This window comes from Sphingomonas gei (assembly GCF_004792685.1).
Taxonomy (GTDB): Bacteria; Pseudomonadota; Alphaproteobacteria; order Sphingomonadales; family Sphingomonadaceae; genus Sphingomonas; species Sphingomonas gei.
This window is the reverse complement of sequence record NZ_SRXT01000004.1, coordinates 368,805-391,085: the sequence shown is the minus strand read 5'-3', so window position 1 is coordinate 391,085 and position 22,281 is coordinate 368,805. Positions and strand designations below refer to the sequence as shown.

Genomic DNA, 22,281 nt, shown 5'->3' with positions numbered 1-22,281 from the left:
GCAACGCAGCAAAAAACGCTCGAATTACCGGAAATGTCCCGGAAACACGCAGCGACCCGCGCTTTGGCGTTGAACTTTACTAAATATCACTGTTGTATCGAGTGAGTCCGGCTTTCGGAGCATTGCCGGTGGGGGCCATAAATGACGGGGACTGGTGGGGACGACGATCGAGTCTATTGGGCGGATACCGCCAAGGGACTGATCATCCTGATCATCGTGCTGTCGCACGGCGGTCTTTTCGTTGAAGGGGCGGGCTATCCGCAAGCGACGCTCCGCAACGCGATCGGAGCAGTGACTCCCGTCGGCATGCCGCTTTTCTTCATGATCTCGGGCATGTTTTCGCGGCGCTACCTCGACGGCAGCTGGAGCGGCTTCTGGCACGGCCGGCTCAAGGCGTTGATCTGGGTGCTGCTGATCTGGATTCCGATCGACTGGCTGCTGTTTTCGATCTTCCCCAATTTCCGCGATCCGACCCACGGCAAGCATCTCTGGCAGATCCTGACTGCGTGGATCTTCCCGTCTTCCTATCTCTGGTTCATCTGGAGCCTCGGCGCCTATTCGCTGCTCGCCTGGCTATTGGGACGGCGCCACGCGAAAATCTGCGCAGCGGCGGCGCTGGCGGTAACCTTGGCGATGCTCGGGCTGACGACCTGGCATCTCGACCATTACGGGCTGCACCTGCTCGCACAGGATTATTATCTGCGTGGCGCGCTGAGCTTCTTCTTCTATTTTTACTTCGGCTATGTGTGTCGCGACCTCATCCTTCGCGCCGCGACGCTTCCTACGGTGCCGGCTACTGTGGTGGCGCTCGTCGGTTACGGCGTGCTGGCGTGGATCGCCTCGACGGTTACCAGCGTGGCCCCCGGCGCGGTGATCAAATTCGTCGCAGTGGGCGTCGGCATGGTCGGCGCAATCTATCTCGGCAAAACGCTGGGCGTCCGTCGCGATACGCGACGCTTCTTCGGGCGGCTTGGGCAGATGACGCTGCCGATCTATCTCACCCATTTGCTGTTCATGATGCCGTTGGTCTATTGGCTCGCCAGCCTCCACAGCCCCTATCTCCTTGGATCGGGCGTAGCGCTGGCGATCGCCGTGTCGATCATCAGCATCCTCGGATCGGTGGCGATCACACAGCTCGCGATCGCGCTGAACCTCACCTTTTTCTTCTTTCCCCCCAAATTGCGGCTGCTCGCTCGGATCGCCGCGCTGTTCGGTCGCGGCGAAACCGCAACGGATGGGAGCGGCGAGACGCCGGAAGCCGAAGCCCGCAGCTGACCTGGTCAGCCCTGAGGGAGTGAACGCACCGCAATGGCGGCGGGCGTCCTGCCGAACAGCCACTGCGCCAGGAAACCGGTACCCCAGGCGGCATGCATGATCATCGCCGCGACGCCGGCCAGCATCGCGCATCGCGAGCGCTGGCGCGCTCCGATGGCAATACCGGCGACAAGGCAGAGCAGTGCCCAGGCGAGCGCCGGGACCGCCAATATCGGCAGCCAGGGCGAACCGAGTGCGAGCAGCAGCGCCAACGGCGGCGCCAGGGGAATGAGTTGGCGAAGCCGCGGCCGCATCCTGTGCAGCGCGATCGTCTGCGCGCGGCCTTTGCCATAGCCGCGATACTGGCGCCAAAGCCCGCGCATGTCGCGGCGCGGGAAATAAGTGATCGCGTGCGCCGGTTCGAGCCAGATCCGCCCGATCGTGCCGAGCCGGTGATCGAGCTCGGCATCCTCATTATGCGACATCGCCTGATTATATCCTCCCGCCCCGCGGAACGCGGCGATGTCCATCAGCGCATGATGGCCGTGCTCGACGAATTGGCCGTGGCCGACATGGCGATGGGCCGAGCCACCGGTGCCGAGCACCGAATTCTGCGCCGCGGCGCAGGCGATCTGGAAGCAATGTACCCCGCGCGTCTGCATCGGCACGACCACCGAAACCGCGCCCACCGCCTCGGCAGTGGCAACGAGACCGCCGGCATAATCGTCGGGATACAGGCAATGCGCATCGACGCGCACCAGCCAGCGCGCCGTATCGCCGAAGCGCGCGACGGCATCGTTGATTCCCGCGCTCTGGATCCGATCTGGATTGTCGAGCAGCATGACTCGCGAATCGGCTGCGGCGTGTTCGGCGACGATGCGCCGCGTGTCGTCGGTGCTGCCGCCATCGGCGACGACGATCCGCAGCGCAGCCGGATCGGCGCGCAGCTGACCCAGCAGCGCACCGATATGCTCCTGCTCGTTGAGCGTGGGGACGACGACCAGCGCGCCGCTCACGCGCTTTTTCCTTCGAGTGCTACTCGAAGCGCGCGGCAGTCCGCGATCGTCGCAGTGAGATCGCCCGGATCGAGTGCCGTCACCGCAGCGCGAAGTGTCGCATAGTCCGCTTGCGACAGCGTACCGAGCGCAGCCAGCGCTTCCAGTCCATCATCGATCGTCAGCCCCGCATTATGCGAATCGAGCCATTTGCCCGTTTCGACCGAGCGAAGCGCGATCGGCACCACGCCAAAGCTCGCCGCCTCGTACAGCCGATTGGGCAGCAGCCATTTCGAGTTGAGCCCTTCTTCGAAATAATCGATCGCCCAGGCGAAATGACAGGGCTGGTAGAACCGAGGCAGATCCTCGGCGGCATAGGGCCCGAGATAGCGCAGGTGCGGCGCCGCGGCGACGCGCACCTCGAAATCGTCGAACACCGCGGGCGACGGGCGCCCCGCGATATGGACTTCGATCCGTCCCGCATGTCTCGCCGCCAGCGCCGCGAGGATGTCGAAGGTCCGCGCACAACGCAGCATTCCGAACCACGCGATTACCCAGGGTGGGCCGGACGACGGGACAAGCGGCTGCGGCGGCGCGCCGTCGAGCACGAACAGCTTGTTCTCCAGCAGCAGCACCGGGGCGTGAAGCGTCGGCCGGTGCGCGAAATAGTCGCGTTCGAATGCCGGCGACGAAGTCAGGACCAGATCGACACGCACGAGCATCCACGCCTCGATCGCCTGGAGCAGCCGCGCCGGCCACGAGCTTCCCAGCAGCAGCCGGTGAATATCGAGGCATTCGTAGACGATCCGGGCGCGCGGCGCCGCCTTGCGGGCACGCAGCGCCAAGGCCAGTGCCTCGAGATTGCGTCCAACGATCACGTCGCAGCCCTGCGCGGCGGCAAGCAGCCGGCCGGGCAATGCGATATTGCGGAGCACTGCGGCCACGCGCTGGACGAAGCGCGCATCCTGCGTCCGCCCGAGGTCGATCACCGGCGCGCCCGCGACATCGGCGGGGACCGCGTCGCGTCGACGGAAACCGGCGACCACGACGTCCACCTCCGCCGCACGGAACATCTGCACCCGACGGATCACCGCCGAATCGTGAAGGTCGTGAACTATATAGAGCAGCTTCAAGCAACGGCCTCCTGGAGCCCGGACGAGGAATTGGACGCGGACGAGGCACTGCGTTCGGCGCGAAACGCGCGGCTGAATGCAGTCATCACCACCCAGGCGGCGACGCTTCCGCCGAGCGCGAAAAGGAACTGCGGGATGGGCTGGTCGGGCAGCAACGCGTGGCGCCACAGATAGAGGAAGAACAAATGGAGCAGGAACACCGTGAACGCCGCCTGGCTGATCACGCGCACCGCCTGGCCGATCGGCCGCGGGAGCGACATGCGCGGCACCGTCACCCAGATCGCAGTCGCCGCGCAGAGCCACCAGAAATCCGATTTGGCCGGCCCGAACGCGACCAGCGCCCCGGCCGCCGCGCATGCCACCACCGCGAGGCGGCGCACGATCGGCCACTTCCCCGAACCGGCATGAAGCGCCGAATAAGCGAGCATCCCGAGCAGGAAGTTCCACGCGTAGAAATGCAGCAGCCGGCCGCGCGACTCCGCGGGCTCGAGCCATTCGGGAGCGATGGCGCGGATCGCCAGCGCGGCGACGAACGCGACCAGAAACGCCTCGAACGGCCTGGCGTGGACCAGACGCGCCAGCGGCTCGATGTGGAAGATCAGCCAGAAAAGCAGCAACAGCCCGATCAGCACCTGCGGATACCAGATCTGCAGAAGCTCGGGGTGGTGCCAGGTGAACCAGTTGCTGTAGAATAGTAGATATCCCGGCGCGGGTTCATGGCCGGTGACCAGCCAGTCGAGCAACACGATCAGGAGCGTCGGCCAGGCGACTCGCCATGCCAGCATCAGGCACGATCGCCGGAATGCCTGCGAGGTGGCGCCGTGGAACGAATAGCGCGCGAGATTGAAGCCCGAGAGCAAGATGAGGAAGGTCAGCCCACCCCCCATCCCGAAACCGGTCTCGTTCTGCACCGGATGCGCGTGGTTGAACACGATCGCGGCAATGGCGAGCGCGCGGAGTACCGTCTCGGTCTCGACCGACATGCGGGCGAAGTGCTTCATCGAAACCTCGCTTGCTCGAGGTCACCCAGCGCCATTCCCTCCCAGCCTTCGGGCAGATGGCCAAGATGGTCCTCGAGCGCGAGCGCGACCTGGATGTAGCTGAGCGAATCGCCGCCGAGCGCCCGGAAGCTGCCCTGCCCGCCCGCGACATAGCCGCCGACGAACATCGCGAAGATCTCGGCCACGCTGTTCCAGCCCGGCTTGCCCATGCCGAGAATCGCCAGCCCCTCGGCCCAGGCGCGGCGGTAGAAAGCCGGCGAAGTGAAGATGTCGACCACGCTCCGCCGGCCGGCGGCGGGTGCGCCGCGCGCGTCCTCGAGGATGCGGCGATAGTCGATTTTGCCGCTCGACAACCGTGGAATCGCATCGAGCGCGATCACCGTCACGCTGTGCGGCGGCAGCTTGTAGCGATCACAAAGCTGCGCGTGCAGCGCCGCGCGCGCCGCCGCATCGCCGCTCTCCGTCACGATGATTAGCCCCACATCGTCGCCGGTCGCCACCGCGTCGGCGAGCATCGCGCGGGCATCGGCCTGGACCTCGTCGAGATTGATCCGCAGCCCGAACGGCTTCACGAACCGCGCAACACGGCCAACGATGCGATAGAACCCGTCGGCGTCGCGCCGGGCGATATCGCCGGTTGCGAGCCGATCGAGCCGCGTTTCGAGCGCCAGATCTCCCCGCCCGGTCGCATAGCCCATCATGACGCTGGGGCCGCGGAAGATCAGTTCGCCCTCGCCTTCGCCCGCGACCGTCCGGCCCTCGCCATCGACCAGGTCGAAGGCGCCGCCGGGGATCGGCCGACCGATATGATCGGCGTGCGTGGCGGCGCGTTCGGGGGGCAGCCACGCCATGCGCGGCGCCGCCTCGGTCTGGCCGTACATCACGAAGAACCGCCAGCCGCGTTCGGCACCCAGTGCCGCGAAATGGCGGACCAACGCGGGTTCGAGCCGCCCGCCGGCCTGCGCGACGTGCCGCAGCGTGTCGAGGCCCGCCCAGCCATCGCCCTGGCGGGCGAGCATCTCGAAACTGTAGGGCACGCCGGAGAAGTTCGTCGCCTCATGCCGCCGAGCCTGTTCCCAGAAACCGGGATTGGTCACCGATTCGTCGGTGAGGATCAATGCGGCGCCCACGGCGAGATGCGAATTGATCACCGACATGCCGAACGAATAATTATATTTGAGGCTGGTCATCGCCCGGTCGTCGGGGCCGAGGCCGAGATACTGCGCAATCGCTTGCGCATTGGCGCCGAGCGCATCGCCCGAGAGCTTGACCAGCTTGGGCGATCCGGTGGTGCCCGACGTCGACAGCAACACGGCGAGCGAGGGCGCGAGCGGGCGCTCTGCTCTCTCCGGCACAGCGTGATCGAGCGGCGTCCAGGCGATCACGCGATCGGGCGCGTAGCGCGTGATCAGGTCGCTCAGCCCGGTCTGGTCCGCAGCGAACAGAAAGACCGGATCCTCGCGTCCGAGACAGGCGAGATATTCGACGATCGACGCGATCTCGTTGCGCGCCTCGAGGAATATCAGCTCGCGCTCTGCGCCGCGCGATGCCGCCGCCGCCTCGACCAAATCGGCCAGTTCGGCATAGCTGCAGGTCCGATCGCCTTCGAACAGCGCGGGCCGCCCACCATGCGTGCGCAGATCCCCGAGCGGCGTCAGCGTCGCGCGACTCACGGCTGCGCCGGCGCCCCGCGCGGTCGCACGCGCTGCATCGCGGACGCGACCAGGCCCGCAGCCATTTCGAACATCGTGGCGAGCAGCGCGCGGCCCGGCTTGGTCAGCAGGTGCGCGAGCAGCCCGAGCGCATACGCCAGCGGCATCGCGACGCAGAGCAGAACGGGGGTCGACATCATCCCGCCGATCGCGTGGACCAGCAGCGCTGCGGCGACTGCGCCCAGCCCCGGCTCGAGCATCACCAGATACAGGTCCCGCGTCCGCACGCTGGTGCCCTGCACGCAATAGGCGTTGAGCAAAGGCGTGCGCAGCAGCAGCACGATGAACAGGCTCGTCGCCACGCCCTCGACACCCCAACGCAGCCCGATCGCGATCGCGATCAGCGTCGTCGCCGTCGAAACCACCCCCCAGCGGAGCATCTCACGGCCGCGCCCGCTGCTGATGAACAGCCAGCCCGTCGCGTTGGAGACCGGCTGGAGCAGGCTCGCCAGTCCGAGCCAGAAGAAGATCGGCCCCGCCGCCGCCCAGGTATCGCCGAGCAGGAAGATCATCAGCCGATCGCTCGTCGCGACCGCGACGGTGATCCCCGGCGTCGCCACCAGCAGGATCGCGCGGACCGAAAGCAGGAACGAGCGGCGATAGCGCTCCGGCTCGTCGCGCAGGCGGCTGAGAATCGGCAGCATCAGCCGCCCGAGCGGGCCGTTGATCGTCTGGAGCGGGAGCATCATCAGCTTGAAGCTGCGATCATAAAGGCCCAGCGCGATGCTCCCCGCGAACTTCGCGATCAGCACGTTGTCGGCGTTGCGCCCGATATAGTTGAGCACATTGAACCCGGTGAGATTGCCGCCGAAGCGCGCCATCTGCCCGGTGCCCGCCAGCGTGATCTTCCAGCTCGGCCGCCACGGCGTGACTGTCCAGGTCAGCACCACCTGCACGAGAGTCCCTGCCATCGTCCCGATCCACAGGGCCCAATAATTGCGCAGCAGATAGGCGGCGATCAGCGCGCCGAGAAAGGTCACCACGGCATTGGCGATGTCGATCGCGCTGAGCACGCCAAAGCGCATGTCGCGATTGAGCAGCGCGCTGTGCTGAAGCGCGGTTCCCGACAGCAGCACCCCGACCGCGCTCGCGGCAGTCACGTAACCCGCACGAACGTCGCCATAGAACCACGCCGCCAGCGGCGCGCAGAGCAGCAACGCGAAGAAGATCGCTGCGGAAGCCGCCATGTTGATCCAGAACAGGCCGTTCGACTGGCCGGGGCTCATCGTCCGCGCCTGAATCGTCGCCGATCCGAGGCCGAGGTCCTGAAACAGGACGATGAAGCCGACCACCGGCGCCGCCATCGCCATCACACCGTAATCGTCGGGCGAAAGCAGCCGCGAGATGACGACCGTCGAAAGCACGGTGAGGACCAGCCGCACGACTTGCGTCACACCCAGAAAAACGGCGCTGTTCGCGGCCTTTCGGCCAAAGGAAGGCTCGGTCTCGCCTGGCGGGGAAGAACTCATATAAGGTAAGGGCCCGAAACCAGGACAGGAAATCGCGCCACCCTTAGCCGGGACAGTCGCGCCACGCGAGCCCGATTGTTGCAACGCAACATCATCATTGACCGATATTGCTACACAATGCGAGGGGCGGCGGATGGGAGTGCGATGATGTTGGGCGCGTGGCGTATCCGCTTATGGCTGAAGCGAAGGCAGCGCGCGCGTCTCGACCGCGCGGCACACGCGGCCGTAGCCGCCTTCCCGACCATCGCACAGCGTCGCCCACACGGGCTCGCAACGCCGCTGATCGTCAACCTCACTTCCTATCCCGCACGCTACCCGACGCTCGCGCCGACATTGCGCAGCCTGCTGGACCAATCGCTCGCCGCCGACCGCACGATCCTCTGGCTTGCGCACCAGGACGTGGAAGTACTTCCCGACGCGGTGCGGCAGCTCGAGTCGCACGGCCTCGAGGTCCGGAGCTGCGACGATCTGCGCTCGTACAAGAAGCTCATCCCCGCGCTGACGCAATGGCCCGAGGCCATACACGTCACCGCCGACGACGACGTGTATTACCCGCCAGACTGGCTCGCCGGGCTCGTCGGGGCGCATGATCCCCTGCGCCCGAGCGTGATCGGTTGGCGCGCGCATCTCGCGCGGGCCTCCGCATCGGGCGTGCTGCCCTATCGCGAATGGGAAATGGCAACTGCGCGCACCGAGGCCGAGCCGGGCACCGCGCTCTTCCCCACTGGGATCGGCGGCGTGCTCTATCCGCCCGGCAGCCTTCACCCCGACGTGCGCGATCGCGCGCAATTCACTGCGCTGTGCCCGCAAGGCGACGATATCTGGTTTTACTGGATGGCGCGTCGCCAGGGTATGCGTCATCGCCGGGTCGACGGGTGGATCGACTTCATCGAATGGCCGGCGAGCCAACAGGCCGGCCTGCGCGTCGACAATATCGAGCGCGACGGGAACGATCGCCAGATCCAGGCGATGGAGGCGGTCTATGGCCCCTTCCCGCTCTAGTTCGCGTTCCCCCACGCGCGGATCACATGAGGTAACGCGTTGACTCGCATCAGCTTCCTGCTGCCCACGTTCAATCGGGCCGCCTATATCGCCGAATCGATCCACGCCGTGCGCGCGCAGATGGGCCCGGCGGACGAATTGCTGGTGATCGACGACGGCTCGACCGACGACACCCCCGCGATCGTCGCGGGGATTGTAGGCGTCGGCTATGTTCGCCAGGACAATGCCGGCAAGTCGGTCGCGCTCAATCGCGGCATGGCGCGCACCGACGGCGAATTCGTGATGATCTGCGACGATGACGACGTGTTGCGGCCGGATACGGTCGCGCCGCTGCTCGCAACGCTGGAGACGCGCAATGCAGGCTTCGCCTTTGGCCGCTATTCGCGCTTCACCACCGACGCGTCGGGCAAGTGGAACGACCTCGGCACCGGCTATTGGCCCGACCTCGGCTCGGGATCGCTGGTCCGGCACATCCTCGAGGATGCGTTCGTGATGCAGAACGCCGCTTTGGTTCGCCGCTCGGCCTATGAAAAGGTCGGCCCGTTCGACGAGACGATGCTCCGCTCGCTCGACTACGAGATGTTCGTGCGGCTCGCATTGGCGGTGCCCGCCGCCTATCTCGACCGCTACATCTTCGACCAGCGCAAGCATGAGGGCGCGCGCGGCCCGGCCAGCGCGCTCCACGCCGCCTCGGCATCCGACCAGGTCTGGCGCGAATGGGATCGGCGCATCTTCGGCACGCTCCACGCGCGGCTGCCGATCCAGGGCTATGAAGGGCTGCTCGAAGGCAGCGAGCCCCTGGTGCTGCGCCGTGCGGCGCTGCTCCAGCGCGCCTGCATCAACGCCCGGCACGATCTGTGGGAGGGCGCGGTCGACGATCTCGAAGCCGCTGCCGCCGCTGCGCAGGGCACACCGCTGACCGCCGTCGAAGTCGAGATTGCGGGGCGCATCCTCAACGGCAAGCACGGCTTTCCCGGCGCGTTCGCCCCCGAAATTCTGCCGCGGCTGAAGGCACTCGCCACGCAGCGCGAGATTGGCAGGCAAGTCGTCGAGGCGATGATCGCCGGCGCGCTGTGGCAACTCAAGAGCCGGGTCCCCGGCGAGGCTGCAGCACTCCGGCGGCTGACGACCGATCTCGTCGGGCCGGCCCGCACGGCATGGCTCCTCGTCCGGCGCAAGCTCGGGCTCGGCAAGCCGTCCGCCGGCAGCGTATGCGAGCGGAACGCGGCGCTGCTGCCCGACGCGGGCTAGCCCCGGCGGCCGAACTTCCGATTGAGCCACTTGCGCACCGGCACGTCGAAGGCACGCGCGAACACCAGTGCCGCAACCATCGCGATCCCCACCGAGAGCGCCAGCATCGCGGCATTGGGCAGATGCAGCCGCCACAGCAGCGCTTCGGAGAGCGCGAGCAGCGGGAAGTGGGTGATGTACAACGGATAGGAAAGCTCGCCGCTCACCCGCATCACGCCATTCCATCGTCCCGCTGCGCGATCGTTGCTCGCCAGCACGATGATTGCGGGGAAGACCAGCATCGTCATCGCGAGATCATAAGCGGCGTTGGCGGCACCGGGAAGCAGCGAGGGCAGCAACGCCGCGATCAGCACCACCGACAGCAGCGGAAAGGGCAGCGCAAGCGCCGGCCAATGCTTCGTTTTGCGCAGGCGATAGAGCCCCACACCCGCGAAGAAGGCGAAGCCGACGCGGACAAATCCCGCGTGAAGCTCGCCCCATTTCCATCCGGCATTGAGCCCGTCGAATCCAAGCGAGGTCGCGATCATCGCGATGCCGAACAACAGGACGACGACACCAAGCGCGCGCCCGCGGAGCCACGGGACGCATGCCGCGAACGCCAGGTTGGCGACGACTTCGAAGAACAGCGACCAGGAAGGCTCGTTGAGCGCGAACGGCAGCGGGAACAGCGCCGGGGGGATCGGCACCAGCAAAGCCGCGAACGGGAACGCAGCGGCGGTCCGCAGGATGTCTCCAGGAACGTGGTGAGTCAGTGCCTGCAGGCACAGCCACGCGGCCCCGAGCACTGCGCCGATCAGGATCATCGGATAGAGCCGGATCACGCGCAGCAATGCGAAGCTGCGCAGGCTCAGCCGCCGCTCGATCAGCCGCTGCTCATATGCCAGCGCAACGACCAGGCCGCTCAGCATGAAGAAGAAGTCGACGGCCAGATAAGCGTGCTGGATGAAGTCCGAATCATCGGCGATCCACCAGCGCCGATGATAGACGACCACCGCGAGCGCCGCGACGCCGCGCAAGCCGTCGAGCGCCAGCAGGTGATTGCGGTGCGGCGGCGGAAGCGCCGGGTCCGGCGCCTCGAGCGCAGTGTGTCCCAAAATGATTCCCCCAGGCTGGCGGCTGCCTAGCGCACGGCAGCAAAACCGACAATCGCCGCTCGGCGCTTGACCGCCGGTGCGCGCGAGAGGAAGGGGGTGCCGACGCAGAATGCCCTGGCATCCGGGCGTTGAACCGGGGGCGGCATTTAAATGGAAGCGTGCGTTTGCGTGATCATTCCGGCGTACGACGCCGCGGCGACGATCGGTCGCGCGGTGGCGTCGGCGCTCGCGCAGCCCGAAGTCGCCGAGGTTATCGTCGTCGACGATGCCTCGGGCGACGCCACGATCGCCCAGGCGCGCGCCGCCGATGACGGGTCGCAGCGGCTGTCGGTTCTCGCCCTGCCCGACAATCGCGGCCCTTCCGCTGCGCGCAATGCAGCGATCCACGCTGGGCGGGCGCCGCTGCTGGCAATCCTCGATGCCGACGACTTTTTGCTGCCCGGACGATTCGCCCGCCTGCTCGCACGGCCCGGCTGGGACTTCATCGCCGACAATATCCTGTTCGTACCCGAGGGTGCCGAGGATGCGCCGGTTCCCGTGCTGGCCGATCGGCATCGCCGCCTCGCGCTCCACGAATTCGTCGCGCGCAACATCTCGCGCCCCGGCCATCCCCGCGCCGAGCTCGGTTTCCTCAAGCCGTTGATTCGGCGCGCGGCGCTGGAGAAGATCGGATTGCGCTACCAGGAGGATATCCGGCTGGGAGAGGACTATCTGCTCTACGCCGAGGCACTGGCGCGCGGCGCCGTCTTCGAATTGTCCGAGGCGTGCGGATATGTCGCGGTAGAGCGCGCCACCTCGCTGAGCGGGCGCCACCGTACCGAAGATCTCGGGCGATTGCTCGCGGCCGACCGGCGGCTGGCCGGACATCCGGACATAGCGGCGGCGGACCGGGCGATCCTCGGCCGGCACGTCGCCGCGCTCGACACCAAGCACGCGCATCGCCGATTCCTCGACGACAAGCGCACCGCCGGCATGCGGCACGCGATGCTGCCGTTGCTCGGCCACCCCCGCCGGCTGTTGGGCATTGCCAGGGCGATCGTGCGGGACAAGTTCGGCGCGCCCTCCGCAACCGGGCCGATCGCGGCCAGGCTGCTGTTCGGCCCGGACGAGTTCGAGTGATCGAATCACTGCACGCCGTCCCCGACGCGATTATCGAGTGTGACGTGCTGATCATCGGCGCCGGGGCTGCGGGAATCACGCTCGCCTCGTTGCTCGACGACGGCCATCGCGACGTCGTGCTCGCCGAAGGTGGCGGAATGGCCGTGGATGCCACGGCGCAGTCGCTGTTCAAGAGCGTGCAGCAGCGGGGTACGCCGTTCGCGGCGCAGGAGGGGCGCTATCGCGTGTTCGGGGGGACGACGGTGGCCTGGACCGGGCGCTGCGCCGAACTCGACCCGATCGATTTCGCCGAGCGCGCGTGGATCCCGGGCAGTGGCTGGCCGATTACGCACGCCGAACTGGCCGCATTCTATCCGCAGGCGATGCGGCTTTGCGGCTTCGCCGATGGCTGGGAAGGCGTTCCCACCGCCGCCGACAACGATATTCCGGCTGAACTCGAGCGATTCGTCTGGCGATTCTGGCATGACGGCGGCGGGCGCTACCAGAATTTCGGCGAGCGCTTCGCCGCCGATTTCCGGCGCTCGCTAAGGCTGCGAGTCCTTCTCGACGCCAACCTCACCCGAATCGAGCCCGCCGCCGACAGGACCGACGCGCACCTCCGTACCGCCGACGGAGCCCGACGCACGGTGCGTGCCCGGCAGATCGTATTGTGTTGCGGCGGGATCGAAAATGCGCGGTTGCTGCTCAACCTGGCGGAGGACAGCCCGAACCTGCTCGCAGGCGTCGCCCCGGTCATCGGGCGCTATTTCATGCAGCACCCGCGCGCCGCGACGGCGCGTTTCGCGCTGGACCGGAGTCAGTCCAAGCGACTCCAGCGGATGTTCAATCGCTTTCGCCGCGCAAAGGGCCTCGAATATGAGGCAGGGCTGAGTCTGAGCGCAGCGACGCAGGCCAGGCACGGCCTCGCCAATGCCTCGGCGGTGTTTCGCTACGCCCGGCGCGGCTGGGGCCTCGACAGTCTGATCGACGTGGCGGCGCATCCTGGCGACGGCCTGATTTCGGGGCTGCGGCGACTGCGCGGGCGCGAACCCTTGCTCGGGCCGGTCACGGCGTCCTTGGTGGTCGATCTCGAACAGGCACCCGACTTCGATAGCCGGATCACTCTCGCCCGCCGCCGCGACTCGCTCGGGCTGCGCCATGCCGCGATCGACTGGCGCGTCGGCGCGATCGAACAACGCACTTCGCGCTTCCTCACCGCGGCGGTTCATTACTGGCTGCGGGCAGGCGGTCTCGCGCGTCCGCTCGCTCTCCCGGGCCTCGAGTCCAGCGGCGCGCTCGAGGCAGGGGGAATGTTCGAGAGCTATCATCATCTCGGCGCGACGCGGATGGCGACATCGCCGCGCAATGGCGTGGTCGATACCGATTTGCGCATCCACGGCACCCAGGGCCTTTATGTCTGCGGCGGATCGGTGATGCCGACCGGCGGGCATGTCAATCCAACCCTCACCATCGTCGCGCTCGCGGCGCGGCTGGCGAAGCATCTTGGGCAAAGCTGACGCCGTGACCGATTATCGTACAGTTTAACTTAAATAATTGCGTATGCTGCAACTGCGAACAATGTATAGCTCGCGCTTTCCTGCCACGTCCATCGATCGAGGTCAGTCATTAACAGCATCACTTTGGCGGACGGCGACAGCGCCAACCCCTCGACAGCGGGCGAAGATCAGCCGGAGACCCGTGCACCGATCGAGACGCGCGCCAACATCCTTCCTGATCCGCGCGTCGTGTGGATGGTGTTCCGCCGCAACATCTGGCTGTTCCTCGGCGTGGTCGTGCTTGTCGCGGGCGCTGCCGCGACCTGGACGCTGCTGCAGACTCCGATCTATTCGGCAACCGCAAGCCTGCTGATCGATCCGATCGCTCCCGACGTAGTCAATTTGAAGTCGGTCACGCCGGACCTTCCGGGGACCAGCGATGTCGTCGACACCCAGGTGCGGCTGATCCAGTCGCCACAGATCGCGCGCCGCGCCGCCGATGCTTATGCCAAGCTGCGTCCCAACGACGCTCGCTCGGCAGCGGCCGGTCGCGCCGAGTTGGCTTCGACCATGGCGAAGATGCTTGCGGTGAACCGCGCCGGACTTACCTTCGTGATCGATATCGAAGCCGAATCGACCGATCCGCAATTTGCGGCCGACACTGCCAATCTCTACGCCGAGCAATATATTGCCGCCCAGCGCGACGCGAAGGTCGGCGCGAATCAGCAGGCGAGCACCTGGCTGACCTCGCGCACCGCGGAACTGCGCGACGCCTCGTCGCAGGCCGATGCGGCGTTGCAGCAGTACAAGATCGCCAATGGCCTGCTCAGCTCCAATGGCGCGACCAACGCCGAGCAGGAAGTCTCGACGCTCAATCAGCAGATCGCCGTGGCCAAGGCCGATCTCGCTGAGAAGTCAGGCCGGCTCGCCGCCGCGCGCGCGCAGCTTCGCGCCGGCGGCGGCGGCGCCGATGTCGGCGCGGCGCTGGGTTCGGGAACGATCGGCAGCCTGCGCCAGAGCGAAGCGGTTGCCAGTTCGGAAGTCGCCCAACTCGAAGCGCGTTATGGCGCGCTCCATCCCGAGCTGGTCAAGGCACAGAGCCAGCTCAAGGAGATACGCGTACAGATCCAGCAGGAGATCGACCGGATCCTCTCAAATCTCGAAGCCGATGTCCGCGTGTCGTCGTCGCGGCTTTCGTCGCTGCAGGGAAGCCAGTCGCGCGCCAATGGAGCGCTCGCAGGCAACAACTCGGCCGGCGTCGGCATGATGGCGCTCCAGCGCAAGTCCGATGCCGCGAAGGCGATCTACGAGACCTTTCTCAACCGCCTTCGCGAGACCAGCGCGCAACAAGGGCTCCAGCAGGCCGATTCGCGCATCGCGGCGGCAGCCGAGGCACCGAAGAGCCCCGATTTCCCCAATCACAAGCTCGCTGCCTTGGGCGGGATCGGCGGCGGCATCGCGCTGGGGCTGATCGCGATCGCGCTTGCCGAATATCTCCAGGGCGGTGTCCGCACCAAGACCGATGTCGAGCGCCGGCTGCGCGTCCGTTATGCCGGCGCGGTGCCGACTCTCCAGTCGACGCTTGGCAAGATGCGCGCCACCGAGCCGCCGCAGGATTATATCGTCTCGCACCCGCTCTCGGTGTTCGCCGAATCGCTTCGTGCGCTCCAGGCGTTCCTGCTGCTCGGCGGCGGAGCGGCGCAGGGGGGTCGCGTCGTCGCGGTCGCCTCGGCACTGCCGCAGGAAGGCAAGACCACCACGTCGGTCTGCCTCGCGCGGACCGCGGCGCTGGGCGGCGCCCGCACGGTCTTGGTCGATTGCGACCTTCGCCGGCGCGGCTCGAGCGAGCAGTTCATCCACGAGAAGCGCCCCGGCCTGTACGAATATATGCGCGGCGAAGTCTCGCTCGACGAGGCGCTGGTGGTCGATCCGGCGAGTGGCGCCTATGTCCTCGGAACTTCGGAATCGCAGCAGGATGCACGTGATCCGCTGACGCCGAATAATCTCGGGCGGCTGATCGCCGAGCTGCGCAAGCGCTTCGACGTGGTCATCCTCGATACCGCGCCGGTGCTCGGCGTCGCCGACGCCCGCGCAGTCGCGGCCGCGGCGGATCGGGTGCTGGTGATCTCACGCTGGGCAAAGACGTCGCTGCGCGCGGTAGAAGCCGCAATCGACGTGTTGCTCGACGCCGGCGCCAAGATCAGCGGCATCGCACTGACGCAGGTGGACATCACCCGCTACGCGAGCACGGGTCACAGCGACACCTACGGCTACCAGAAGAAGTTTCGCGGTTACTACACCAATTGAAGGGGGATGGTCGGATGACCACGGCCAAGACAGACGCGCGTCGGCGCGCAGCCAAATCATGTGCAGCCATGCTGGCGAGCGCCGCGAGTTTCGCGGCCAGCTGCGCAGCGGCGCAAACCGCACCGGTACAGAGCGTGACCGGGCGCGAACGCACTCGGCTCGAAGACAATTCGCACCAGGTCGGCGCGTTCCGGGTGACGCCGCAGATCGCTGTCGATGCGTCGTATGACGACAATATCTACGCGACCGACAGCGACAAGCGTGGCGACGTCTATCTGACGATCCACCCGCAGCTAGACGTCAAGTCGACCTGGTCGCGCAACGCGCTCAACTTCACCGGCTATTTCGACCGGGACGTCCACGCTAAATATACCGGTGAAGACGTATCAGAATATGGCGCGTCGCTGGACGGCCGCTACGATATCTCGCGCCAGACGCGAATCTATCTCGGCGTCGATGCCGCACGCAGCGCCGAGCGGCGCGGCAGCCTGTCGAGCTTCACGCAATCGGCGGAGCCGGTGCGCTACAACAGCTTCATCGCCAATGGTGCGTTCGAGCAGGACATGGGCAGCCTGCGGCTTCGCGGCGAGGGCCGCTTTCGCCGGGTGACCTATGAGGATGCGCTGCTGGCCAACGGTACCAAGATCGACCAGGCCTTCCGCGCGTTCGACATTTACAGCGGCACGGCGCAGGCGAGCTATGACCTCAATACGCTGACCAGCTTCGTCCTGCGCGGGACGCTGGAGCAGCGCCGCTACGACCTGCGTCCGGGCGATGTCGGGTTCGATCCGTTGACTGCAGTCGATCGCAGCGGCGACAGCACGCTGGTCGAGGTGGGCGTCACGCGCGAGATCACCAATTTGCTCTCGGGCACGGTGCGCCTCGGCTATCTGAGCTTCCGCTATCCCGATCCCAGGCTCAACGATGTCAATGGCGTTTCTTATTACGCCAACATCAACTGGAACATCACGCCGCTCACCACCTTGCGGGCGATCGCTCAGCGCCGCGTCGACGAGACCACATCGCCCATCACCGCGGGCAACCTGCGCGACGAGATCAGCGTCTCAGCCGATCACGAGTTGCTGCGCGCGTTGATCCTGCACGCCGATGGGCGGTACGCCTGGATCAACCCGTCGGTGGCCGACGGCGTCACGTCGCTGATCGACAATAGCAGCCGCGAGACCGAATTGGGCTTCGGCGCGCGCTATTATATCGGGCGCAAGCTGCGCCTCGACGCGGATTACACGCATCAGAAGCGCGCATCGGACAATCCGTTGCTATCCTACGTCTCGAATATCGTGACGGTCGGGGTGAGCTTCATGTTCTGATGCGGGCAGGTGCTGCGGCACCTTCCTCTTGTTCAAATCGTTATGCATCGGCGCTCGGCGCCCCAGGAGATCTACGCTCAATGACGATCAAGCCGCTACGCAAGGCCGTTTTCCCCGTTGGCGGTCTGGGCACGCGCTTCCTCCCCGCGACCAAGGCGATGCCCAAGGAGATGCTGCCGATCGTCGATCGGCCGCTGATCCAATATGCCGTCGACGAGGCGATCGAGGCCGGCATTGAGCAGATGATCTTCGTCACCGGTCGCGGCAAGTCGGCGATCGAGGACCATTTCGATATCGCCTATGAGCTCGAAACGACGATGACTTCGCGCGGCAAGTCGCTCGAAATTCTCGACGCGACTCGCCTCAGGCCGGGTGCAGTCGCCTATGTCCGCCAACAGGAGCCGATGGGCCTCGGCCATGCCGTCTGGTGCGCCCGCCACATCGTCGGCGACGAACCGTTCGCGGTGTTGCTCGCCGACGACTTCATGGTCGGCAAGCCCGGCTGCCTCAAGCAGATGGTCGAAGCGTATAATCGGGTCGGCGGCAATCTGATCTGCGCCGAGATCGTCCCCGACGACCAGACCCACCGCTACGGAATCATCACGCCGGGCACACGGAATGGCGCGCTGACTGAAGTGCAGGGCCTTGTCGAGAAGCCGGCCGCCGGGACGGCGCCTTCGAACCTGTCGGTGATCGGCCGCTACATCCTCCAGCCCGAAGTGATGCAGGTGCTCGAGGGACAGCAAAAGGGCGCGGGCGGCGAGATCCAGCTCACCGACGCGATGGCGCAGATGATCGGCGACCAGGCGTTCCACGGCGTCACCTTCGAAGGAACGCGCTACGATTGCGGCGACAAGGCAGGCTTCGTCCAGGCCAATATCGCGACGGCGCTGTCCCGCTCGGACATCGCACCGGCTATCGAGGCATTCCTTCGCACGACGCAGCGCTAGGATCGGTTCGGTTTCGACGGATCCGTTCCCCTGCGAACGCAGGGGGTCCAGGGTCGCGAGCGACGCGCTCTGGGGCCCTGCTTTCGCAGGGGAACTGAATTGCGATCAATCGCGCTGGCAGCGATCGCTCTGGAGCGCCCAGCCCTTACCGCGGATCGACACGATATACTCGCCGCCGTCGCTGGCCAGCTTGAGCTTCTGGCGAAGGTTCGAGACGAACACGTCGATCACCCCGATCCCAGGCTTGTCCTCGCGCGGATAGAGCGCCGCGAAGATCGCATCGCGCGAAACCGGCTCGGACGGCGCTTCCCAGATTTCGGCAAGCACGCGCGTCTCGGTGTCGCTGAGCGGCAACCGGCGCTGGCCGATATAGAAAATGCCTTCGTCGCGGCGAAGCGAGCGCGGAGGTGCGCGCCGCCGGGGTGCGTCGCTGGCCCACGGCTCGAGCGCGGCGAGCATTTGAGTGAGCGCCTCGGGCGCCAGCAGAGCAGGCATTGGATCGGAAGCGGCGCCGTCCTGCGTAAGCCCACGCGTGCGGCGCACTGCGTCGAGCAACTCGCTGAGCACCTGCCGCGTATCGACAAGCCGCTCCTCGCACGTCAGCAACAGATCGGCCATGTGATTGCGCTCAGCGTGCATCAGGCCCCTTCTCAAATGTTGGCCCTGCCAACGCTACATCGTCATCTCGCGGTTGCAGCATACATCATTCGCGACTGCAGCAAAGCCGCGACTGCCCTGCGCTGTAAGCGAATTGTCCCAATTCGATCGTGACGAGTCGAGAACGACTCATTTAGCCCGCGGACACTCAGCTCCCGTCGCTGCGCAGGGTCAGCACTTCGACCCCATTCCCGGTGACCGCGACGGTGTGCTCGAATTGCGCCGAAAGCTTGCGATCCTTCGTGACGACCGTCCATCCGTCCGCTTCGGTCGAAACCATGCGGGTGCCCTGGTTCACCATCGGCTCGACGGTGAATACCATGCCCTCACGCAGCTCGAGGCCGGTTCCCGGTCGACCGAAATTGAGCACTTGGGGTTCCTCGTGCATCTCGCGGCCGATGCCGTGCCCGCAATATTCCCGGACGACCGAATAGCCGTTCTTCTTGGCATGCCGCTCGATCGCGAAACCGATATCCCCGAGCCGCGCTCCCGGCCGCACCTGCTTTATGCCTTGCCACATCGCTTCCTGCGCCACGCGCACCAGCCTGCGCGCCGCCGGCGGCGCATTGCCGACGAGGTAGGTCTTGCTCGAATCGGCTATGAAGCCGTTCTTCTCCAGCGTGATATCGAGATTGATGATGTCGCCGTCGCGGATGATCGCGTCCGCGTCGGGCACGCCGTGGCACACGACATGGTTGATCGAGCAGTTCAGCACATATTGGAAGCCATATTGCCCCTTGCTCGCGGGCCGCGCGGCAAGATCCACGGTGATGAACTGCTCGACCAGATCGTTGACCTGCATCGTCGACATGCCGGCAAGATCCTGCCCGTCGAGCATTTCGAAAACCGAGGCGAGCAGCTTGCCCGAGGTTCGCATCAGCATCAATTCGTCGGGAGTCTTGACCATGTTCAGGCGGCCATCGCGCCCGGCCCGCCGGCCTGCGCAGCCTCGCGCTGCATCTTCACGATCTGGTTGAAAGACAAAGTCGGATTGGCCTCGGCGAGCATCCCGATCTTCATCCAGAACTCGGCCTGCGCGTTGATCGAGCGGCACATGATCGTGCTCGCGCGACGGGCCTCCTCGTGAAGCGCGCCGTCGATTTTCACAATGCCCATCAAATTCCCGATCGAAGATACCACGATACGAAGCATATACGTTTCGTATACTCGATTCAACCGAGGCGAAGGCATGTACTTCAGTCCTGGGGGGGCGCTACCTGTACCTCGACGGCGGGGCGCGCCAGGAAGCGGCTATACGCCCAGCTTATCCCGATCAGCACCACGCCGAGCGCTAGGAACGACAGGATGCGCAGCACGCCGTCGAGCGCGGCGGCATCGATCAGGAACACCTTGAACGTCACCAGGGTCAGCAATGCCAGCCCGGCGAGCCGCAGATCGTGTATCCCGGCAGCGATCCCCCGCCACAACCAGAACAATGCCACCCCGAGCAGCGCTGCCGAATAGCCGCCATTTTCCAGCGTGCCGACCGGGCCGGTCAGGATGCTGCCATGCGTCGCCTGGCGTATCACCGCGAGCGCGGTGGCGATCGTCAGCAGCGCCGCCCCGACGCGCCAGCCGCGCGCTTTCGGCAGCAACCATAGCCAGAAGGCGGCGAGCGCGGTGTGCACCACGGCGGCGTTGAGCAGCGGCAGCGCGCCCACTGCCTGCGGCTCGATCACCGGATTGAGGACCAGCAGGTCGAACCACACCAGCCGCAACAGTCCGAGCCCGAGCAGGATCTTCGCAAGCGACGTAAAGCGGCGGCGGCGCAGCAGGATCCAGCCGGCGGCAAGGCATGCCTGGGTGAGCAGCGCACGCTCGACGAAGCCGAATTCGACGAAACGCGGCAGGGCCGCGATCGCTAGCGCCTGCTTGGCCAGCGCATAGGCGAGCAGGATCGCGACGCCGATCGCCATGCTACCGACCAGCCGCCGGGCACGCCCGAGCTGTCGCGCGTCGAGCAGCGCCACGAGCAAGGCGGCGCTGGGCAGCGCGAGCGCGCGGAACAGATCGGGCAAGGCGGGGAGGGCCAGATAGGGCAGCGAATCACCGGCCAGCGACGCGACGATCAGCTTGGCCAGCCCGAAAAGCGGTATCGCGGCGACGACCAAAGCGGCGAGATAGGGCAGCGCCGGAAGCACGAACAGCGCCGGCGCGCGCGCGACACGCGCCCAGCCGGCAAGCCCGAGCACCGCCAATGCGAGCGGCAGTCCCAGCCACGCGCCGGGCAGGAACCGCGCGAGGCCGAGCGCGGCGAGCAGGGCCGCGGCGAGCGTGGCGGCGACCAATACGGGATCGCCGGCGTCGCTCCTGACACGCCATGCCAGCCTCGCACAGGCCCCGGCGGCGAGCAGTTCGATCACGCCCCAGATTGCCGGCGCGAGCAGCGAAGGCGCGCAAGCGTGCGCCACCAGCAGCGGCCCCGCCGTGCCGCCGAGGGCCAGCGCGGCCCAGCTGCGCCCGCGACTGGCGAGCAGATGGCCGGGAAGCGCGAACAGCAACGTCGCGACAATCGCCGCAATCGGAGTCGCGCTGCGCTCGGGCTGGAGCAACGCGAGCCCCTCGAGCACCAGGAGGAAGCCGAGCGCCGCCAGTGCCGCAGGCAGATATAGCGATCGGCGCCACGACAGGAACAGCGCCGCGCCGGCCAGCACGAGGTAGAAGCTCCACGCCAGCGCGCCGAATTCGAGCGCCGGCGCGAGCGCCAGCAACTGGACGAAGCCGGCGACGAGCGGAGCCAGCCGCAACCAGCGATTGTGCGTGCCGGTGGCGGGCAGCGCCGCGCTGGCGCAGACGGCGAGCAGCATGGTGAAGGCGCCGACTGCCGACAGGTCGTCGCCACCGGGCAGCGCGACGATCAGAAAATTGATCCAGCCGAAACCGGCGATGCTGGCGACAAGCGCGAGCCAGCCCCAGCCGCGATGGATCGCCAGCCCGAACAATGCTGCGATGAACAAGCCGAGATACACCAGCAGCGGGCCGATCCCCGCCGCGTCGAATCCGGCGACGAGCGGCGCCACGAAGCCGCCGATCAGCGCCATCACTGCGGTCGGCGGGCCATGGCGCAGCGCCAGTCCCATTGCCGCGGCAGTGACCAAGACCACTGCGACGAACGCCGTGAGCGGAGGGATCAGATGGTAGAGCGCGGCCGCCATGTAGAGCGTGCCGTAGAGGCTGGCGATGCCGGCGCCGGCAAGCACTTGCGCGACGCGCGGGTCTTCGGCGGTCGCGGGCAAGCGGCGCGCCGCCTCGCTGAGCGCGATCAGCGCCACGCCGAACAAGGCGGCGAGCAGCGTGCGCACCGCCGGGCCGAGCAGTCCACTCTCGATCGAATAGCGAACGAGAAAGAAGCCGGCGAGGACGAGCGCGGCGCCGCCGATCCATATCGGCAGCCGGCCGCCGATCAGCGACTCGAGGTTGAGCGCCGGCGCGGGCTCCGCTCGGATTGGGGCCCGTGCGATGGCTGGATCGGCGGAGCGGTGCGCAGCTGCAATCACCCGCGCGGCTGGTCGTACGACGTCCGGCGTCGCAGGC

At 66.6% G+C, this 22,281-nt stretch carries 18 protein-coding genes; 8 read left to right on the top strand and 10 right to left on the bottom strand.

The features are described 5' to 3' along the window. Positions 1 to 141: 141 nt before the first annotated feature. The gene (locus tag E5A73_RS11740; RefSeq protein ID WP_135964007.1) at positions 142 to 1,275 is read left to right on the top strand and encodes an acyltransferase family protein; all 1,134 of its coding nucleotides are present in this window, start codon (positions 142 to 144) and stop codon (positions 1,273 to 1,275) included. Positions 1,276 to 1,280: 5 nt separating this feature from the next. On the opposite strand, the gene E5A73_RS11735 is transcribed toward E5A73_RS11740, so the two are convergent. Genes E5A73_RS11735 through E5A73_RS11715 form a run of 5 tightly spaced genes read right to left on the bottom strand, consistent with a single transcriptional unit; the run spans position 1,281 to position 7,564 of the window. Further along, positions 1,281 to 2,270 (bottom strand): glycosyltransferase family 2 protein, encoded by a 990-nt coding sequence (locus E5A73_RS11735; protein ID WP_135964006.1) that lies wholly within the window; start codon positions 2,268 to 2,270, stop codon positions 1,281 to 1,283. After that, positions 2,267 to 3,382 carry a glycosyltransferase family 4 protein gene (locus E5A73_RS11730; RefSeq protein ID WP_135964005.1) on the bottom strand — a complete coding sequence of 372 codons (1,116 nt, stop codon included), beginning with the start codon at positions 3,380 to 3,382 and terminating at the stop codon, positions 2,267 to 2,269. The genes E5A73_RS11735 and E5A73_RS11730 overlap by 4 nt, the downstream gene beginning before the upstream one ends. Then, positions 3,379 to 4,383, bottom strand: coding sequence for an acyltransferase family protein (locus E5A73_RS11725; protein WP_135964004.1), 1,005 nt, complete (start codon positions 4,381 to 4,383; stop codon positions 3,379 to 3,381). The genes E5A73_RS11730 and E5A73_RS11725 overlap by 4 nt, the downstream gene beginning before the upstream one ends. Beyond that, positions 4,380 to 6,056 carry an AMP-binding protein gene (locus E5A73_RS11720; RefSeq protein ID WP_168355912.1) on the bottom strand — a complete coding sequence of 559 codons (1,677 nt, stop codon included), beginning with the start codon at positions 6,054 to 6,056 and terminating at the stop codon, positions 4,380 to 4,382. The genes E5A73_RS11725 and E5A73_RS11720 overlap by 4 nt, the downstream gene beginning before the upstream one ends. Further along, entirely contained in the window at positions 6,053 to 7,564 is a 1,512-nt protein-coding gene (locus E5A73_RS11715; protein WP_135964002.1) for a lipopolysaccharide biosynthesis protein, read from the bottom strand. The genes E5A73_RS11720 and E5A73_RS11715 overlap by 4 nt, the downstream gene beginning before the upstream one ends. A gap of 144 nt (positions 7,565 to 7,708) precedes the next feature. Between E5A73_RS11715 and E5A73_RS11710 the strand changes: the two genes are divergently transcribed. Both E5A73_RS11710 and E5A73_RS11705 read left to right on the top strand, forming a co-directional pair. Then, complete coding sequence (locus tag E5A73_RS11710; protein WP_168355910.1) at positions 7,709 to 8,566, top strand: glycosyltransferase family 2 protein; 858 nt, start codon at positions 7,709 to 7,711, stop codon at positions 8,564 to 8,566. A gap of 39 nt (positions 8,567 to 8,605) precedes the next feature. Next, on the top strand, positions 8,606 to 9,817 hold the full coding sequence (locus E5A73_RS11705) for a glycosyltransferase family 2 protein (protein ID WP_135964000.1): 1,212 nt from the start codon (positions 8,606 to 8,608) through the stop codon (positions 9,815 to 9,817). Here the strand turns inward: E5A73_RS11705 and E5A73_RS11700 are convergent. Further along, a complete protein-coding gene (locus E5A73_RS11700) occupies positions 9,814 to 10,911 on the bottom strand; it encodes an acyltransferase family protein (protein WP_168355909.1) in 1,098 nt (365 codons plus the stop codon). The genes E5A73_RS11705 and E5A73_RS11700 overlap by 4 nt on opposite strands. Positions 10,912 to 11,079: 168 nt before the next feature. Between E5A73_RS11700 and E5A73_RS11695 the strand changes: the two genes are divergently transcribed. The 5 genes from E5A73_RS11695 (at position 11,080) to galU (ending at position 18,090) form a co-directional block, all read left to right on the top strand. Next, positions 11,080 to 12,030, top strand: a complete 951-nt coding sequence (locus E5A73_RS11695) for a glycosyltransferase family 2 protein (protein ID WP_206366469.1) — start codon at positions 11,080 to 11,082, stop codon at positions 12,028 to 12,030. Further along, the gene (locus E5A73_RS11690; RefSeq protein ID WP_135963997.1) at positions 12,027 to 13,526 is read left to right on the top strand and encodes a GMC oxidoreductase; all 1,500 of its coding nucleotides are present in this window, start codon (positions 12,027 to 12,029) and stop codon (positions 13,524 to 13,526) included. The genes E5A73_RS11695 and E5A73_RS11690 overlap by 4 nt, the downstream gene beginning before the upstream one ends. 123 nt (positions 13,527 to 13,649) lie before the next feature. Next, positions 13,650 to 15,812: a GumC family protein gene (locus tag E5A73_RS11685; RefSeq protein ID WP_240700146.1), complete on the top strand. Its 2,163-nt coding sequence runs from the start codon at positions 13,650 to 13,652 to the stop codon at positions 15,810 to 15,812. Between the two features lie 14 nt (positions 15,813 to 15,826). After that, complete coding sequence (locus E5A73_RS11680) at positions 15,827 to 17,140, top strand: outer membrane beta-barrel protein (RefSeq protein ID WP_135963996.1); 1,314 nt, start codon at positions 15,827 to 15,829, stop codon at positions 17,138 to 17,140. 80 nt (positions 17,141 to 17,220) lie between these two features. Further along, a complete protein-coding gene (galU, locus tag E5A73_RS11675) occupies positions 17,221 to 18,090 on the top strand; it encodes a UTP--glucose-1-phosphate uridylyltransferase GalU (RefSeq protein WP_135963995.1) in 870 nt (289 codons plus the stop codon). Positions 18,091 to 18,195: 105 nt separating this feature from the next. Here galU and E5A73_RS11670 read toward each other — a convergent pair whose 3' ends face one another. The 4 genes from E5A73_RS11670 to E5A73_RS11655 all read right to left on the bottom strand — a co-directional run bounded on the left by E5A73_RS11670 (position 18,196) and on the right by E5A73_RS11655 (position 22,244). Further along, the gene (locus E5A73_RS11670; protein WP_168355908.1) at positions 18,196 to 18,708 is read right to left on the bottom strand and encodes a winged helix-turn-helix domain-containing protein; all 513 of its coding nucleotides are present in this window, start codon (positions 18,706 to 18,708) and stop codon (positions 18,196 to 18,198) included. 187 nt (positions 18,709 to 18,895) lie between these two features. Next, positions 18,896 to 19,654, bottom strand: a complete 759-nt coding sequence (gene map, locus E5A73_RS11665; protein ID WP_135963993.1) for a type I methionyl aminopeptidase — start codon at positions 19,652 to 19,654, stop codon at positions 18,896 to 18,898. 2 nt (positions 19,655 to 19,656) lie between these two features. After that, positions 19,657 to 19,863, bottom strand: a complete 207-nt coding sequence (locus E5A73_RS11660) for a ParD-like family protein (RefSeq protein ID WP_135963992.1) — start codon at positions 19,861 to 19,863, stop codon at positions 19,657 to 19,659. An 80-nt stretch (positions 19,864 to 19,943) separates the two neighbouring features. After that, complete coding sequence (locus tag E5A73_RS11655; protein ID WP_240700145.1) at positions 19,944 to 22,244, bottom strand: DUF2339 domain-containing protein; 2,301 nt, start codon at positions 22,242 to 22,244, stop codon at positions 19,944 to 19,946. Positions 22,245 to 22,281 lie beyond the last annotated feature (37 nt).